Source organism: Nocardioides sp. LHD-245, from assembly GCF_030929495.1.
GTDB lineage: Bacteria > Actinomycetota > Actinomycetes > Propionibacteriales > Nocardioidaceae > Nocardioides.
The window spans coordinates 1-15,354 of record NZ_JAVFWN010000011.1; the positions used below are offsets into that span (position 1 = coordinate 1).

Sequence of the window (15,354 nt, forward strand, 5' to 3'; positions counted from 1 at the left end):
ATGACGCGGTCGGCCTTGAAGACGCCCTCGTCGATGAGCTTGGCCAGCTCGGAGGCGTCGGCGACGGAGTGGATCGGGACCTTGCGGACCTCGATGGCAGAAGGCATGGTCAAGCTTCCCTTTCGGTTGGGGAGACGTCGCGGCGCGGGGTGCGCCGCGTCAGACATGGGGAGCGCCGCCGTGGATACGGCGACCCTCGAGCTGCTCGACGTACCGGACGAACCGGTACTTGTCCTCGATGCCGTCGGTGTGGCGACGCTTCTCCTCCGGCCAGGACTCCATGCCGGGTTCGATGCGCGCCACCAGGTAGCCGAGGTCGTCACCGGCGAGCGACGCAGCGAGCTCCTTCGCCAGCGACAGTTCATCGTGGACGGCGACCGCGTGGGCGCACCCGGCACCGGCAGCAATGGCGGCGAGGTCGACGCCCGCGCTGGTCAACGTCGGTGCGGAGCCGATGCACTCATACAGGCCGTTGTCCATCACGACGACGGTGAGGTTGCGTGGCCGCTGGACGGCGAGAGTCGTGACGGCGCCGAGGTTCATCAGCACCGAGCCGTCGGTCTCCAACGCGACGACGCGACGGTGGGGCAGCGCGAGCGCGAGGCCCAGCGCCGTCGAGCTGATCGAGCCGAGGATGCTCAGGGACATCGTGTTGTCGACCGGTCCCGGTCGCAGGTTCCACCAGTCGTCGATGAGCCCGCCGACCGACGACACGAACAGATCCTCGGTCGTGGTCGCCTCCGCGATCACGGTGACCGCGTCGATCCGCTTCATGCCGCGCCCCCTTCCGTGCACTCGCCGGTCATGACCAGGCAGACCGGCCACTGACTCGCCCCGGCGTGGTCGAAGGCCTTGCGCAGCATCGGCTTGATGTCGTCCACGCGGTCCACGATCTTCATCGGGATCCGCAGCGCCTCGAGCAGCGGGCCCATGACCTGCGCGTGGTTGTGACCCCACCAGTTGGCCTCTCCGAAATCGCCGCGGTAGCTGACCACCATCACGAGCGGCACCTGGTGGGCGAAGGAGAAGCGAGCGATGGGCTCGCACGCCTGACGGAGCCCGGAGTTCTCCATGATCATCAGAGCCCGGCGACCGCCGAGGTAGGACCCGGCGACGATGCCGGGCAGTTCGGCTTCGTTGCTGACGCGGACGAGGTCGATCGCGGGGTCGCGGTCGATGGCGACGTAGACCGACTTCAGATGAGACTCCGGCAGCGTGCCGACGAGGGTGACTGCCGCCTCGTGCAGCCCGTTGACGAACTCCTGGGCGTAGCGAGGGACCCGGTCGGTCCCTACAGACTGCTCATGCACCGTCGTCATGCTCCTTCGTGAAGGTTGTCGTGGCTGCCGGCCCCCGGTGGGGAGGCGAGCTCGGAGAGGTCGGGGATGAGGTCCCACGGCCGCACGGGAACGCGGGCGAGGTCGCGCCCCGACGCCTCGCGGAGCGCGGCCACGACCGCGGGCGTCGAGGAGATCGTCGCGGGCTCGCCTGCGCCCTTGATCCCGTACGGCGCCGCCTCGTCGGGGATCTCGAGGATCTTCAGCCGCATAGGCGGGACGTCCAGCGTCGTCGGGATCAGGTAGTCGGTGAACGACGGATTCAGCACCCGCCCCTCTCGCACCTGGATCTCCTCCATCAGCGCCAGCCCGATCCCCTGGGCCGTGCCGCCTTCCATCTGGCCCTCGACGGCCAGCGGGTTGATCGCCCGGCCGACATCCTGAACGACGGCCAGCTCGACCAGGCGGCTCAGCCCGGTCTCGACGTCGACGTCCGCGACGGCGCGGTGCGCGGCAAAGATGAACTGGATGTGGGGGCTGCCTTGCCCGTCCTCATCGAGCGAGGTGGTCGGGTGGTGGTCGAACCGGCGCTCCTCCTCGATCGCGCCACCGTCCAGCAGGTCCGCGATCGTGCACACCGCTCGGCCCTCGGCCCCGAGGAGCGCGCCGGCCGCCAAGGTCACCTCGTGACCGAACTCCAACAGCTCTGGGAACAGGTGGCCGAACCGGTCGTGAGCGCGCGTCAGCAGCTCGAGCCGTACGGCGTCGCACGCGACCTTGACCGCCCCTCCGGTCATGTAGGTCTGACGGGACGCCGACGACGACCCGGCCGAGCCGACGCCGGTGTCGGCGGGAAGTACGACGACATCGTCGACGCCGAGCTCGGTGCGCACGATCTGGGCGACCACGCTCACCAATCCCTGTCCGACCTCGGCTGCGGCGGTGGCCACCTCGGCGACGACGCCGTCAGCGTGCCGACGCACCCGAACCCGGGCGGTCGAGAAGTCACGCACGCCCTCGGGCATCCCGCCCGCCTTGAAGCCGATCCCGTAGCCCACGCCCCGGACGACCCCCTCACCCCGGGTCACGTAGCCTGCGCCACCGGGCAGGGTCAGCGGGTCCCGGTCGTCGACGCGCTCCGGCGGCAGCGGCATCGACCGGAGCTCCTCGAGCAGAGCCCGTGCCGGAACCACGCCCGGCACAGGCTGCCCGGTCGGCATCAGGTCGCCGTCCCCGAGCACGTTCAGGAGTCGCAGCTCCAGCGGATCCATGCCCAGCTCGCGGGCGAGGCGGTCCATCTGGGCCTCGTGGCCCACCGCCGCCTGCACTGCCCCGAAGCCTCGCATCGCACCGCAGGGCGGGTTGTTCGTGTAGGCGACCACCGCACGGATGTCGACGGCGGGGCAGGCGTAGGGCCCGACGGCGAATGCCGCGGTGTTGGACACCACCGGCGACGAGGTCGACGCATAGGCGCCACCGTCCAGCTCGATCTCGCAGCGCACGTAGCGCAGGCGGCCGTCGCGGTCGGCGCCGTGCTCGTACCTCAGCACCCCCGAGTGCCGGTGGACGTGGCCGTAGAACGACTCCTCCCGGGAGTAGACCATCTTCACCGGGCGCCCGGTGCGCAACGCGAGCAGGCACAGGTGGGCCTGCAACGAGATGTCCTCGCGGGCGCCGAAGGCCCCGCCCACACCTGCCAATTGCACGTGGATCGACGAGGGCGGAAGAGCGAGGACGGACGCGAGCTGGTTGCGGTCCGCGTGGATCCACTGGGTGTTCGCATACAGGTCGACGCCGCCGTCGGGCCGCGGGACCGCGAGCCCCGACTCTGTACCGAGAGGTGCCTGGTCCTGCATCCCGACGCGGTACTCCCCGCGCACCACCACGGGTGCCGTCAGGCCGTCCTCGGTGCCCCTGCGGATTCGGATGTCGCGCACCACGTTGCCCGCGGGATGCACAGTCACCTCGCCGGCCAGCGCATCGACGACGCGGTGCACCACGGACAGCGGCTCGTAGGCGACCACGACCGCCTCCGCGGCCCGCCGGGCGGCCTCGAGGGACTCCGCCGCCACGATCGCCACGGCCTCGCCCTCGAAGCGGACCACCTCGGCGGCGAGCACCGGCTGGTCGGCCACGATGAGCCCGAAGCTGTTGGCCCCGGGGACGTCGGCGGCGGTGAGCACGGCATGGACGCCCGGCATCGCCGCGGCAGTCGCGGCGTCGATACCCAGGACGCGCGCATGCGGGTGCGGGCTGCGGACCGTCGCCCCCCACAGCATCCCGTCGACGTGGAGATCGCTGGAGAAGGCGAAGCGTCCGCGGACCTTCAGGTCACCGTCGGGACGCGCCGGGGAGTCGCCGATCGCGCCGCCGCCCCAGGGGCGGCCCGTCGCGGGCGCCTCGCGCGCGATCGGGTCAGCGCTCATCGGAGCCTCCGACGCCTTCGCCGGGCCGAGCGACGTCCTCGACGGCCTGGAGGATCTTCCGGTAGCCGGTGCAGCGGCACAGGTTCCCGGAGAGCGCCTCCGGCAGGTCGGTCTTCGCCAGGCAGGGATCACGGCGCAGCGTCGCGGTCGCGGACACGACGAAGCCCGGCGTGCAGAACCCGCACTGCACACCTCCGCAGCGACGAATCGCCTCCCGCACCGAGGTGGCCAGTACGTCGTCGTCGAGCCCCTCGATCGTCACGACCTCACGCTCCGCGGCACGCGCGGCCGGCACCAGGCACGCACACACCGGGGCGCCCTCCAGGAGCACCGTGCACGACCCGCACTCCCCCTGCTCGCATGCGTTCTTGGCGCCGTAGAGGCCCAGCCTGTCCCGCAGGACGCTCAGCAGGCTCTCCCACGGCGGGACGTCCGGGAGATCCCGGACCTGGGCATTGACGTCGAACCTCACGCTGTCTCCTGCTTCCGTCGTCCCTGGAGCGCCCACGTGAGGGTGCGCTGCGCCATGACCCGCACGGTGTGACGTCGATAGTCCGCCGTCCCTCGCACGTCGTCGATCGGGGTCGCGGCGGACGCGACCAGTCGGCCGAACTCGGCGACGGCCCACGGTTCCGGCACGACGTCGTCGCCGGACGGTGGCCACAACGACGTCGCCAGGAACTCCTCTGCGGCCGGCGCACGCAACGGGCGAGGTCCGACCGAGCCGAGTCCCACGCCCACCGTGCGTTGCCGCCAGTCGACGACGAGCCCGAGGGAGGCCACCGAGATCACCATCGCGTTGCGGGTGCCGATCTTGCTGAAATGCTGACTCGTGTCGGTCGAGACCGGCATGCGCACCCGCCAGACGACCTCGTCCGGTGCCAGCACGCTGTGACCGGGACCGAGGAAGAACTCGCCGTACGGCACCTCGCGGACCCCGTCGACGGACCTCAGGTCCACCACGGCGCCGGCGGCCGCCAGCACGGGGTGGGTGTCCCCCGCCGGTGACGCTGTCGCGATGTTGCCACCGACCGTCGCGACGGAGCGGATCTGCGGCGAGGCCACCGCCCGGGCAGCCACGGCCAGGCCCGCGAGCGAGCTGCGCGGGTCGTCGGCGAGCCGGGCGAAGGTCACCCCCGCGCCGATGCTCACCCCGTCCGCACCGCACGTGAGAGCGTCGATGCCCGCGACGTCGGACAGGTCGATGACCCCGTCCGGCCGGAGCCCGCCGTAGTTGACCTGGACCATCAAGTCGGTGCCGCCTGCGACGAGAGCCCACCGGGGCTGCCGGGACCGGAGCTCGAGGAGCTCGTCGAGCGTCCGAGGTCGCGCGCGGTTCACGAGAGCCGCGCCCCCGCGTCCTCGTCAGCGCCGTCGGGTACGGCGTCCCCGGCGTGCCCCGTCTCGCTGAATGCCTCGACGAGCCGTCCCAAGGCGCGCGCGTCTAGCGAGGCGAGAGCCTCGAGCATCACAGGGTCCAACGCCACCTGGTCGCCCGTCCGCTCCGCCCGCAGGAGCAGGCGGGCGCCGGCAGGCGCGCGGTCGAGGAGGACCGTCACCGCGGCGTACTCGTTGACGAGCTGCGCGACGATCTGCTTCTGGTCGTCCATGGGAGATCCTTCCGGCTAGAACAGCAGCGCGATCTGGGCGAGGTCGGGCCGATCGACGTCGAGGAAGACCGTGCGGCGGGCCAGGCGCAGTTCGCCGTCGACGAGGCGGACGAGGTCCTCGCGCAGTGCCGATACCAGCTGCGGTGGCTCCGGCGTCCGCGACCGCGCGACGAGCTCGTCGCAGGCGACGCTCCACGAGGCGTCGTCACGGCGCTCGACCCGGACCGCCGTGAGGTGGCGGCGGTGGAACGCCGGTGGCCGGTCCGCCCACGCGAACTCGCTCGCGAGGCGGTCGAACCGGACCCGGAGGGAGTGCACCGACTCCCAGGACAGCAGCGATGTCGCGCTGTACGGCGACGAACGAGGATCGTCGCGCAGCTCGGGATGGGGCACGCGGTACTCGAAGTCGTCCGTGAGCAGGGTGATCCACTCCGCGAAGCGGTCGGCGTTGAGGAGATGGGTCTCGCGGTAGGCGAAGTCGACGACGGCGCGGTCCTCAGGCGAGAGGTCGGGCATCCCGAACACGGATCAGTCCTCCATCAGGTCGAGGTAGCGGGCGTAGAACCACCGCTGGTTCACCTCGGAGATGTCAGTGCCCACCACGTTCCCCGGCCCGTCGAACCACGGCTCGTACGGCGCATGGTCGTGCGCGAGGTCGAAGTTCGCGGGGATCCGGTCGCGCGTCTCGGCACCGGTGTTGACCTGCAGCATCCGGCGGAAGTTCTCCATGTCGTCGCTCTCGAAGAACGCGGTCGCGCCGTGCTGACGCTGCATCGTCTTGAAGGCCGACTCCTTCCACTCGGGCGCGTAGTCGGCGGGGGTCACGAGCCAGCAGAGCTCGTCGGTGTGGTCAGGACCGACGGGGTTGAAGAGACGGAACTGCACCATCGCGGCGTCGGGGTCACCGGGGTCGAAGCCGCCCGCACGCGGAGTGTGGATGAACGCGAGATTCGGGAACACGATGCCGTGGACCACGGTCGAGCCGGAGAACATGTCGACCTGGTCCGGCGACAACCGTGCCTGGATCTCCGGCCAGCGGTCCTCCGGGTAGCCCGGGAAGACCGCCTCGCTCGTGCCTGCGGTGCGCTGCGCTCGCAGGGTGTGCCCGTGCTCGAACTGGATGCAGACTCCCTCGGTGGTCCCGGCCTGGGTGCCCATCAACCCCAAGTCGAAGCCGGCCCGGTGCGCGTGACGGAGGTGGTAGCCGTCGCCGGAGAAGTTGTCGGCCTCGAGCTTCCAATTGCCCTGGTGGTTGAACCGGAACGCACCGTAAGGTGCGTCGGTGCCCGCCGCGGAGACGCCGAGGAAGCACTCCAGGTAGAAGGCAAGATCGCCGAGATACTCGCGGAGCTCCACCTGATCGGCGTCGAAGGTGGCGAAGATCAGGCCGTGGAAGATGTCACTGCGCGCGGTCCGCAGCCCGAAGGCTGCCTTGTCGAAGTCGCGGCCGTAGAGCTCGCGGTGGCGCGGCACCCCTGTCAGCTTGCCGTCGTTGGCGAAGGTCCAGCCGTGGTAGCCGCACCGGAAGTGAGACGCGTTGCCCACGTCGGCCTTGCAGAGCAAGGTCCCGCGGTGCGTGCAGGAGTTCAGCATGACCTGCACCTGTCCCGACTCGCTGCGGGAGACGATGACCTGGTCGGTGCCCATCAGCCGCGTCACGTAGTCGCCGGGCTCGGGGATCTCGCTCTCGTGGGCGAGGAAGAGCCAGCTGTGCCGGAAGATGCTCTCGATCTCCCGCTCCCACTCGGCCTTTCCGGCGAAGTAGCGGCGCGGTACGGCGAACGATCCGGGCACGGCGCCCGGAGTGGGGGCATCGGACATGGGGCGGTCTCTCTCTCCGGTGCGGGCGCGCGGGCGGTCGGGGTCGCTCTCGGCGGCGGTCATGCGATCTCCCCGGCAGCGGTGCTGGCGACCAGCGAGCCGTGCGCACCCTCGGCGTCCGCGTCGGGGCGGCGCAGCAGCGAGGTGACGTGCCCGCGGATCCGCACGAACTCCGGCTCGGTCTTGGTCGACACGTGGTCGCGCGGCCTCGGCAGGTCGACGTCGATCACCTCGGCCACCACGCTCGGCGGCGTGGAGAGCACGAAGATCCGGTCGGCCAGGTAGACCGACTCGTCGATGTCGTGGGTGACCACGAGCACGGTGATCCCGAGCTCCGCCTGGATCCGCATGACCAGGTCCTCGAGGTCCGCGCGGGTCTGGGCGTCCACCGAGGCGAACGGCTCATCCATCAGCAGCAGGCGCGGATGGGAGGCCAGAGCACGGGCGATCGCGACGCGCTGCTGCATCCCGCCCGACATCTGCCAGGGGTAGAGGCTCTCCTTGCCCTTGAGCCCAACCTCCTCGATCGCGAAGCGCACCCGCTCGGCGCGCTCCGCGGCCGGAAGCCGGCGGATCGGGAAGGCGACGTTCTTGTCGACCCGCATCCACGGGTAGAGCGAGCGCGAGTAGTCCTGGAAGACCATCGCCAACCCCTCCGGGACCCCCCGGACGGGAGCGCCCTCGAAGCGGACCTCACCGTCGGTGGGGGTGTCGAGACCGGAGATCATCCGCAACAGGGTGGACTTGCCGCACCCCGACGGTCCGACGATCACGCTGATCTTGTGAGCCGGGATGGCGGCGTCGATGCTGCGCACCGCCAGGTTGTCGCCGTAGCGCCGGGAGACGCCGGTGAGCTGGAGCTCCGGAACCTCGGAGCCGAGGACGTGTTCAGTCATTCTGCTGGGTAGCCCCTCTGTGCCAGGCGAGCAGGCGGCGCTCGACGATCGTGAAAGCGATGTTGAAGACGAGTCCGAGGACGACGAGCATCACGAGGACCGCCCAGAACCCGCCATAGTCGAAGATCCGCTGGGACTGCACGAGCCGGTAGCCGAGGCCGTTCTCGGACTTCTGCAGCTCGGAGATGATCATCAGGATCAGGGAGAGCGACAGCGAGGTGCGGATGCCGGCGAGGATCTTCGGCGACGCTCCCGGCAGGATGATCCGGAAGAGTACGTCGCGGTCGGGGATCCGGAAGACCTGCGCCGCCTGCGATCGGACCTCGCCGATCGAACGGACTCCGTCGACGGTGTTGAAGAGGATCGGCCACACGATGCTGAAGGCGATCAGTAGCACCTTCGGCTCGTCGCCGGTGCCGAAGACGAAGAAGAAGACGCCCAGCAGGGCCGGCGACGGCAGCGACCGGCCGAGGTGGATCAGCGGCTGCGCCATCGCCGACAGCAGCCGGGAGATGCCGAGCGCCGTACCGACCACGACACCGACCACGACCGCCACCGCCAACCCGGCCAGGGCGCGCCGGACACTGGGCAGCATGTCCTCGTGCGCGGCGTCCCCGAGGAAGAGACGCGACGGGTCGCTGGAGAGGAAGTCGTTGATGAAGCGGTCGATCGCGGTCGGCGGGCTGACGACGTACAGCTGCAGGTCGGGCAGCGTCGACGCCCACCACCACAGCGCGACCAACGCACCCGGCACGACGAGGCGCACCGCGAGCCGGGCGAGCAGCTCCGCCCCGGTACGCCGCGACGGCGTACCTGGGCGGGCGCGCGTGGCCCGACGTGCGTCCGCCACGGCGGCCACCTCGGTCACAGAGCCCTGGTTCACTGGGCCAGTCCCTTCTTCCAGGCGAGCGCCGTGGCATCCACCTTGGCCAACGCGATGTTGACCAGGACCCCGAGCAGGCCCGCCACGATCGTGGCGGCGTAGACGAGGTCGAGACTGGTTGCGTTCGCGGTGTTCTGGAGGATGTAGCCGCCGATGCCGGAGCCGTTGCCCATGAGGAGCTCTGCACTGACGGCGACGAGGAGCCCGATCGACGCCGAGACCCGGACGCCGGTAAAGGCGAACGGCAGTGCGCTGGGGAGCTTCACCCGCAGGAGCAGGCCGACCTCGCCGACGCCCATGGACCGGGCCGTCATGACCGCGGTGGTGTCGACACCGCGCACGCCGTACATCGTGTTGAGCAGGATCGGCCACAGGCACGACAGGGCGACGGTGAGCGAGAGCGGCAGCATCCCCTGCCCCACCACGACGACGACGATCGGCCCCACGGCGACGGAGGGGAGCACCCGGAACGCCTCGACCGGCCACTCGAACGCCCGGAAGACGACGCCGAAGGCACCCATCAGCCCGCCGAGGGCCAGGCCGACCACGGTCGCGATCGCCAAGCCGAGCATCCACTCGAGCGCGGTGAACCTGATCGCCTCCCAGAACACCGAGTCCTGCAGGAGATCGCCGACGCTGCGTGCGACCTCGCTCGGGATCGGAAGGCCCGGGACGTCGAGCAGACCGGAGCGCAGGACGACCTCGGCCACGACAGCGCTCCCGACGACGCCGACGACCCCGAGGGCCACCTCGGTGCTGCCCCGGTAGGGCTCGTGGAGCAGTCTCACGTCGTTCACCTTCCTGTTCGTCGGGTTCCGCTCTGCCCTACGGCTGGTAGAAGTGCTCGTCGACGGCGTAGTCGTCGCCGATGAGGCCCTGGCCGGCAAGCAGGTCGGCGAGGCGCTGGACCTCGTCCGGTGCGGGGGCGGAGAAGTACGTCGGGAGCTTCATGCTCTGGGCGGTCTCCTCCGGGACGCCGGCGATGTCGGGGAGCCAGGCGCGCATGCCGTCCTCGTCTGCGGCCAGGTCCTCTCCGGCGGCGTAGATCGCCTCGGCGAAGGCCTTGGCGGTGCGTGGGTTCTCCTCCACGAAGCGGGTGCCGCACACGAAGGCGGCCGCCGGGAGGTCGGCGTTCGGGCCGCTCGTGAGGTCGACGACCTCGCGCAAGCCGGCGGCGAGGGCGGCGGATCGGAACGGCTCCGGGGTGTGCGTGGCGTCGATGGAGCCGGCCTTGATGCCGTCGATCATCTCGCCGAAGGGGACTTCGACGAAGCTGACGTCGATGTCGATGCCGGCGTCGTCGAGCAGGTTGTAGAAGGCGACGTCCCCGACGTTGTTGGTCGTGTTGACGCCGATGGTCGCGCCATCGAGGTCCTCCATGGTGCGGATCGGCGAGTCGTCGTCGACGACGATCACGTTGCTCTCGTCGCCGAGAGCCGAGGACAGGGCCACCATCTCGACCGGCACGCCGCTGTCCTGGGCGACGAGGGTGGCGATGGTGTTGGCGAAGCTGCAGTCGATGTCGCCCGACACGGAGCTCTGGATCCCGGCGGGTCCGCCGGCGATCGGCTCGAGGGTCACGTCCAGCCCGGCGTCCTCGAAGAATCCCTTGTCCTTCGCCCAGTAGACCGCCGCGTAGTCGGCGAGCGGGAGAACGCCGACGGTCAGCTCGGGCTTCTCGGGCCCCGAACCGGCCTGGTCGTCCTGAGCGCCCTCGTCGGATCCCGAGCATCCGGCGAGGAGGAGGACCAGACCGGCGGCGAGGGCCGCTCGGAGGGGAGTGCGCATGTGCGTGCCTTTCGGTGGTGGCCGTGCTCTCCGGGCCCCGGGTCGTCGGTGCCGACGGCCGCGGAGGGACTCGATCCGGATGCCCTGATCGCATTGTGGATGCGATGTTCACAACCTCATGACCTCGCTGTCAAGGCTTTCGCGTGTTACTTCGGCGTGACGGGACACTGGCAGCCGCCGGCGAGCACGGCGTCGACGTGCCCGCGGCGCGCCTCGCCGATCTCGCTTCGCACCGCGTCATGCGCGGCGACAGGGCGCTCGGTCACGATCTACTCCTGGAAACCCTTGCGAACATCATGTCCACTATGCGAACTTTATGCTCGCAGTGGATGCGCAGGGGTGTCAATCAAGCCCCCAGCGCCGGGCACGATGCCGGTGGACGCGTCCGGCGGCCGGCTGAGGTCGCCGTCGACAACCAAGGAGGAGACCGATGACCTCGACGCGAGGCCTGATCACGCACCTGCGCCACGTCGGCATCGCCGCACCCGACTTCGGGCGGGCGGCGGAGTTCTACCGCACGACCTGGGGACTCACCCAGGTCGCCGAAGACAGCGGGATCGCATTCTTCGGCTCCCCCGCCTCCCCCGAGAACTACCTGCTGCGGGTCCGCAAGGACGACGCGAAGCGGCTCGACGTGGTCTCCTTCGGCGCGGTCGACCCTGCCGCCGTCGACACTCTCGCCGAGCACGTCAGCCGCGCGGGGATCCGGACCGACCGCGAGCCCGGCACCCTCGACACCCCCGGCGGCGGCTACGGCTTCCGGTTCTTCGACCCCGACGGCCGCCTGATCGAGATCTCCAGCGATGTGGAGGAGCGCGACGCCCGTCCGCTCGAGCGGGGCGAGTCGATCCCGCGCAAGCTGAGCCACGTCGTCTTCAACAGCACCGACGTCCTCGCGACCAAGGCCTTCTACGAGCAGCTGATGGGGCTGCGTCTCTCCGACTGGCTCGCCGACCAGATGTGCTTCCTGCGCAGCGGGACGGACCACCACATCCTCGCGATCGCCCAGGGCCCCCACGTCTCCCTCAATCACATCTCCTACGAGATGCGGGGCATCGACGAGTACATGCGCGGCACCGGTCGCCTCCTCCGTGGCGGCCACGACATCGTCTGGGGCCCCGGCCGGCACGGCCCGGGAGACAACACCTTCTCGTACTTCTTCGACCCCTTCGGGAACGTCATGGAGTACACCACCGAGCTCGAGACCATCCCCGACGAGGAGACCTGGGAGCCCCGGGTCTTCGAGATCAATGCCGAGAACTCCGACCAGTGGGGCACGGCGAACCCGATCACCGAGGTGATGATCCCCGCGCAGTTCAACGACCCCGACCAGGGCCTGTGGACGCCGTCGCCCGTGTGAGCGCGGCGTCCGAGCCGCCGGAGCCGGACGCCGCGGCGCGCGCCGCCCCCCTGGTCAAGTCGCTCTCGCGCAGCACCCTGATCATGCGGGTTCTCGCCGACCGGCCACGCCGTCCCACTGACCTCACCCGCGAGCTGGACAAGCCGTGGGCGACGATCTACCGGGCGGTGCGCGTCCTCACCGACGAGGAGATGCTCCAGCGCGACCCCGACTCGGGCGAGTACTCGATCGGACCCCTGATGTGGAGCCTCGCGTCGACCTACCTGCGCGACCACCCCGTCCTCGGCGTCGGTCTCGGTCATCTCGAGCAGGCCCTGCCGCGGGTGCCGGGTCTGCTGAAGGTGACCGAGCGAAGCGGACCGCTCTCCGTCACCCTCTTCGCCGAGCAGAACCCGCAGGCGGAGACGGTGACCAGGATCCGCGAGCAGTACCGGCTGCCGCTGCACGGCGCGTCGTTCGGCATCGTCCTGCTGGCCCACGCGCCCACGGCGTTCGTCGACGAGTACGTCGACACCTACGTCGACGCCGGCCCGGAGCTCCTTCGCGAGCGGCTCGCGCAGGTGCGGCGCGACGGCTTCGCCGCGTCACGCGCGGGGCTGCAGGACGACAACGGAACCCTGTCGGTTCCGCTGCGCCGCAGGGACGGTGAGGTCGTCGCCGCGCTCACCAGCGTGCTGCCCCTCGCCGTCTTCGACGACGAGACGGCGTACGCCGACCAGCTGGCCCTCCTGCGCACCACCGCCCTGCACATCTCCGAGGCGCTCGGGTGGCGGGCGGCGTACGGCTCCTGATCCGTCCCGAACACCCGTACGGGCCGGCCGTCCCGACAAGAGGAGGCACTATGACCACCCACCACGAGCTCCGGGCGTCGGAGGCGACCGTACGCCGCGGCGTCGTCGACCGGACCGACGAGCCGGTCCTGACGATCGAGTCGGGAGACGTCGTCAGCCTCGACACCTGGAACGCCTGGGGCAACCAGGTGACGCCGCAGACCACGATCGCCGACGTCGCCCGGATGGTGCACGACGCCGGCGACGCCGGTCCGCACGACCTCACCGGTCCCATCGCGATGCGAGGGGCACGTCCCGGCGACGTGCTCGCGGTGGAGGTGCTCGACCTGGTCCTGCGGCCGCACGCCTTCAATCTCAGCCTGCCCGGCCACCTCGGCATCGGCCTGCTCGCCGAGGACTTCGCCGACGGGCAGATCCGCCACGTGGAGCTCACCGGTCGCAGCGCCGGCACCCGGACCACGGTGCTCCCCGGCATCGAGATCCCCGTTCGACCCTTCCTCGGCTACATGGGGGTCGCCCCGGCCGCCGACGGGCCGCACAGCTCGATCCCTCCGGGCTCGCACGGCGGCAACATCGACGTGCCCGACCTGGTGGTCGGCACCACCCTCTACCTGCCGGTGTGGACCGACGGTGCGCTCTTCTGCGCCGGTGACGCGCATGCTGCCCAGGGCTACGGCGAGGTCAACCTCACCGCCCTGGAGGCGTCGGTGGAGGAGGCGACGCTGCGCTTCACGCTGCTGCGCGGCGGCCCGGCTCTGACCGCGCCGCGTGCGGAGACGCCCACCGAGTTCCTGACCACCGCCTTCGCCGGCTCGCTGGAGGAGGCGTGCCGCGAGGCGACCCGGGCGATGGTCGACGTCGTCAGCACGCAGCACGGGCTGAGCCGGATCGATGCCTACGCTCTGTGTTCCATGGCCCTCGACCTCAAGATCAGCCAGGTCGTCAACGCCGAGCTCGGCGTGCAGGCCGGTCTGGCGCGCGAGCTGTTCACGGACGCACTGCCGTGGTTCGGACCCGGGTCAGGATGGGAGCCCGTGCCGGACACCGCACCCTGATCCCGTCCCCTCAGTGGAAGGGGATCGCCGTGTACTTGAGCTCGGTGAACTCGCGCATGCCCTCGGCAGCACCCTCCCGGCCGATGCCCGACTGCTTGACGCCGCCGAACGGAGCGGCCGGGTCCGACACCACACCGCGGTTGAGTCCGACCATGCCGGAGCGGAGGCGGCGCGAGACGGCGAGACCGCGGTCGAGGTCGCGCGTGTAGAGGTAGGAGATCAGCCCGAACTCGCTGTCGTTCGCGAGGGCGACCGCCTGCGCGTCGCTCTCGAAACGGACGATCGGGGCGACCGGGCCGAAGATCTCGTGCCGCAGGATCTCAGCGTCGGGCTTGACGTCGGCGAGAACCGTCGCCCGGTACGAGTAGCCCGGGAGACCGTCGTGCCCACCGCCGGCGGCGATGCTCGCGCCCGCACGAACGGCGCCGTCGACCAGCTCGGCGACCTTGCGCTGAGTGCTCTCGTTGACCAGGGGGCCGAGCTCGACGCCGTCGTCGAGGCCGTTGCCGTGACGCACCGAGGCGATCCGCGCCGCGAACCGCTCGGTGAACTCGTCGGCCACGCCGTCGGCGACGTAGATCCGGTTTGCCGCCGTGCAGGCAGAGCCGCCGTTGCGCAGCTTGGCCACCATCAGACCGTCGACGGCCTCCTCGAGATCGGCGTCGTCGAGGACCACGAAGGGAGCGTTGCCGCCCAGCTCCATCGAGGCGCGCACGACGTTCTGGGCGGCGAGAGTGAGCAGCGTGCGACCGACCTCGGTGGAGCCGGTGAAAGACAGGGCACGAACACGGGTGTCCCCCAGCGCGTGCCCGACCAGCTCGCCGGACCGCTTCGTGCACACCACGTTCAGCACGCCGGCCGGGAGACCCGCCTCGGCCAGCAGCTCGGCGATCGCGAGGGCCGTCAGGGGGGTCTCCGCGGCCGGCTTCAGAACCGCCGTCGACCCCGCCGCCAGCGCGGGCGCGATCTTGCGCGTGGCCATCGCCGCCGGGTAGTTCCAGGGCGTGATCAGGAGTGCCACGCCGATGGGCTCCTCGGTCACCATGATCCAGTTCTGTCCCGTCGGGGAGCGGCGCATGTCTCCGTGGGCCCGCACCGCCTCCTCGGAGAACCACCGGAAGAACTCGGCCGCATACGCGACCTCGCTGCGCGCGTCCGGCAGCGCCTTGCCGTTCTCGCGCACGATCAGCCGCGCGAGCTCCTCGGACCTCTCGGTCATCAGCTCCCACGCCCGACGCAGGATCGTCGAGCGCTCGCGCGCGGGCGTCTCCGCCCACGTCTCGTACGCACGCGACGCCGCGTCGAGTGCGTCGGCCATGTCCTCGACGCCGCCGTCGACGACGTGCGCGAGGACCTTCGTCGTTGCCGGGTCGACGACGGCGAAGTCGTCACGACCGGCGCGCGACTCGCGCCAGCCGCCGTCGATCCACAGACCGGTGCTCATGAC

The 15,354-nt window shown here is 70.6% G+C and carries 16 protein-coding genes; 3 read left to right on the forward strand and 13 right to left on the reverse strand.

Features of this window, described 5'->3' with window-relative positions:
- Positions 1-159 precede the first annotated feature (159 nt).
- Genes RB608_RS16325 through RB608_RS16380 form a run of 12 tightly spaced genes read right to left on the reverse strand, consistent with a single transcriptional unit; the run spans position 160 to position 10,701 of the window.
- Complete coding sequence (locus RB608_RS16325; protein WP_308089098.1) at positions 160-774, reverse strand: thiamine pyrophosphate-dependent enzyme; 615 nt, start codon at positions 772-774, stop codon at positions 160-162.
- A complete protein-coding gene (locus RB608_RS16330) occupies positions 771-1,319 on the reverse strand; it encodes a thiamine pyrophosphate-binding protein (protein WP_308089099.1) in 549 nt (182 codons plus the stop codon). Before RB608_RS16330 ends, RB608_RS16325 begins: the two co-directional genes overlap by 4 nt.
- Positions 1,316-3,703, reverse strand: a complete 2,388-nt coding sequence (pucD, locus tag RB608_RS16335; protein ID WP_308089100.1) for a xanthine dehydrogenase subunit D — start codon at positions 3,701-3,703, stop codon at positions 1,316-1,318. The genes RB608_RS16330 and pucD overlap by 4 nt, the downstream gene beginning before the upstream one ends.
- Positions 3,693-4,175 carry a 2Fe-2S iron-sulfur cluster-binding protein gene (locus RB608_RS16340; RefSeq protein WP_308089101.1) on the reverse strand — a complete coding sequence of 161 codons (483 nt, stop codon included), beginning with the start codon at positions 4,173-4,175 and terminating at the stop codon, positions 3,693-3,695. Before RB608_RS16340 ends, pucD begins: the two co-directional genes overlap by 11 nt.
- A complete protein-coding gene (locus RB608_RS16345; protein ID WP_308089102.1) occupies positions 4,172-5,044 on the reverse strand; it encodes an FAD binding domain-containing protein in 873 nt (290 codons plus the stop codon). The genes RB608_RS16340 and RB608_RS16345 overlap by 4 nt, the downstream gene beginning before the upstream one ends.
- Complete coding sequence (locus tag RB608_RS16350) at positions 5,041-5,313, reverse strand: hypothetical protein (protein WP_308089103.1); 273 nt, start codon at positions 5,311-5,313, stop codon at positions 5,041-5,043. The genes RB608_RS16345 and RB608_RS16350 overlap by 4 nt, the downstream gene beginning before the upstream one ends.
- Positions 5,314-5,328: 15 nt before the next feature.
- Complete coding sequence (locus tag RB608_RS16355) at positions 5,329-5,829, reverse strand: aromatic-ring-hydroxylating dioxygenase subunit beta (RefSeq protein WP_308089355.1); 501 nt, start codon at positions 5,827-5,829, stop codon at positions 5,329-5,331.
- A 12-nt stretch (positions 5,830-5,841) separates the two neighbouring features.
- Positions 5,842-7,197: an aromatic ring-hydroxylating dioxygenase subunit alpha gene (locus RB608_RS16360; RefSeq protein ID WP_308089104.1), complete on the reverse strand. Its 1,356-nt coding sequence runs from the start codon at positions 7,195-7,197 to the stop codon at positions 5,842-5,844.
- A complete protein-coding gene (locus tag RB608_RS16365; RefSeq protein ID WP_308089105.1) occupies positions 7,194-8,030 on the reverse strand; it encodes an ABC transporter ATP-binding protein in 837 nt (278 codons plus the stop codon). Before RB608_RS16365 ends, RB608_RS16360 begins: the two co-directional genes overlap by 4 nt.
- Positions 8,023-8,880: an ABC transporter permease subunit gene (locus RB608_RS16370; protein ID WP_308089106.1), complete on the reverse strand. Its 858-nt coding sequence runs from the start codon at positions 8,878-8,880 to the stop codon at positions 8,023-8,025. Before RB608_RS16370 ends, RB608_RS16365 begins: the two co-directional genes overlap by 8 nt.
- A gap of 29 nt (positions 8,881-8,909) precedes the next feature.
- Positions 8,910-9,701: an ABC transporter permease subunit gene (locus RB608_RS16375; protein ID WP_308089107.1), complete on the reverse strand. Its 792-nt coding sequence runs from the start codon at positions 9,699-9,701 to the stop codon at positions 8,910-8,912.
- Positions 9,702-9,738: 37 nt separating this feature from the next.
- Entirely contained in the window at positions 9,739-10,701 is a 963-nt protein-coding gene (locus RB608_RS16380; protein ID WP_308089108.1) for an ABC transporter substrate-binding protein, read from the reverse strand.
- 430 nt (positions 10,702-11,131) lie between these two features.
- Here RB608_RS16380 and RB608_RS16385 point away from each other — a divergent pair, with 430 nt between their 5' ends.
- Genes RB608_RS16385 through RB608_RS16395 form a run of 3 tightly spaced genes read left to right on the forward strand, consistent with a single transcriptional unit; the run spans position 11,132 to position 13,907 of the window.
- Entirely contained in the window at positions 11,132-12,061 is a 930-nt protein-coding gene (locus RB608_RS16385) for a VOC family protein (protein WP_308089109.1), read from the forward strand.
- Complete coding sequence (locus RB608_RS16390) at positions 12,058-12,852, forward strand: IclR family transcriptional regulator C-terminal domain-containing protein (protein WP_308089110.1); 795 nt, start codon at positions 12,058-12,060, stop codon at positions 12,850-12,852. The genes RB608_RS16385 and RB608_RS16390 overlap by 4 nt, the downstream gene beginning before the upstream one ends.
- A gap of 50 nt (positions 12,853-12,902) precedes the next feature.
- Positions 12,903-13,907, forward strand: coding sequence for an acetamidase/formamidase family protein (locus RB608_RS16395; RefSeq protein WP_308089111.1), 1,005 nt, complete (start codon positions 12,903-12,905; stop codon positions 13,905-13,907).
- A gap of 10 nt (positions 13,908-13,917) precedes the next feature.
- Here the strand turns inward: RB608_RS16395 and RB608_RS16400 are convergent, their stop codons facing one another.
- Positions 13,918-15,351 (reverse strand): NAD-dependent succinate-semialdehyde dehydrogenase, encoded by a 1,434-nt coding sequence (locus RB608_RS16400; RefSeq protein WP_308089112.1) that lies wholly within the window; start codon positions 15,349-15,351, stop codon positions 13,918-13,920.
- Positions 15,352-15,354 lie beyond the last annotated feature (3 nt).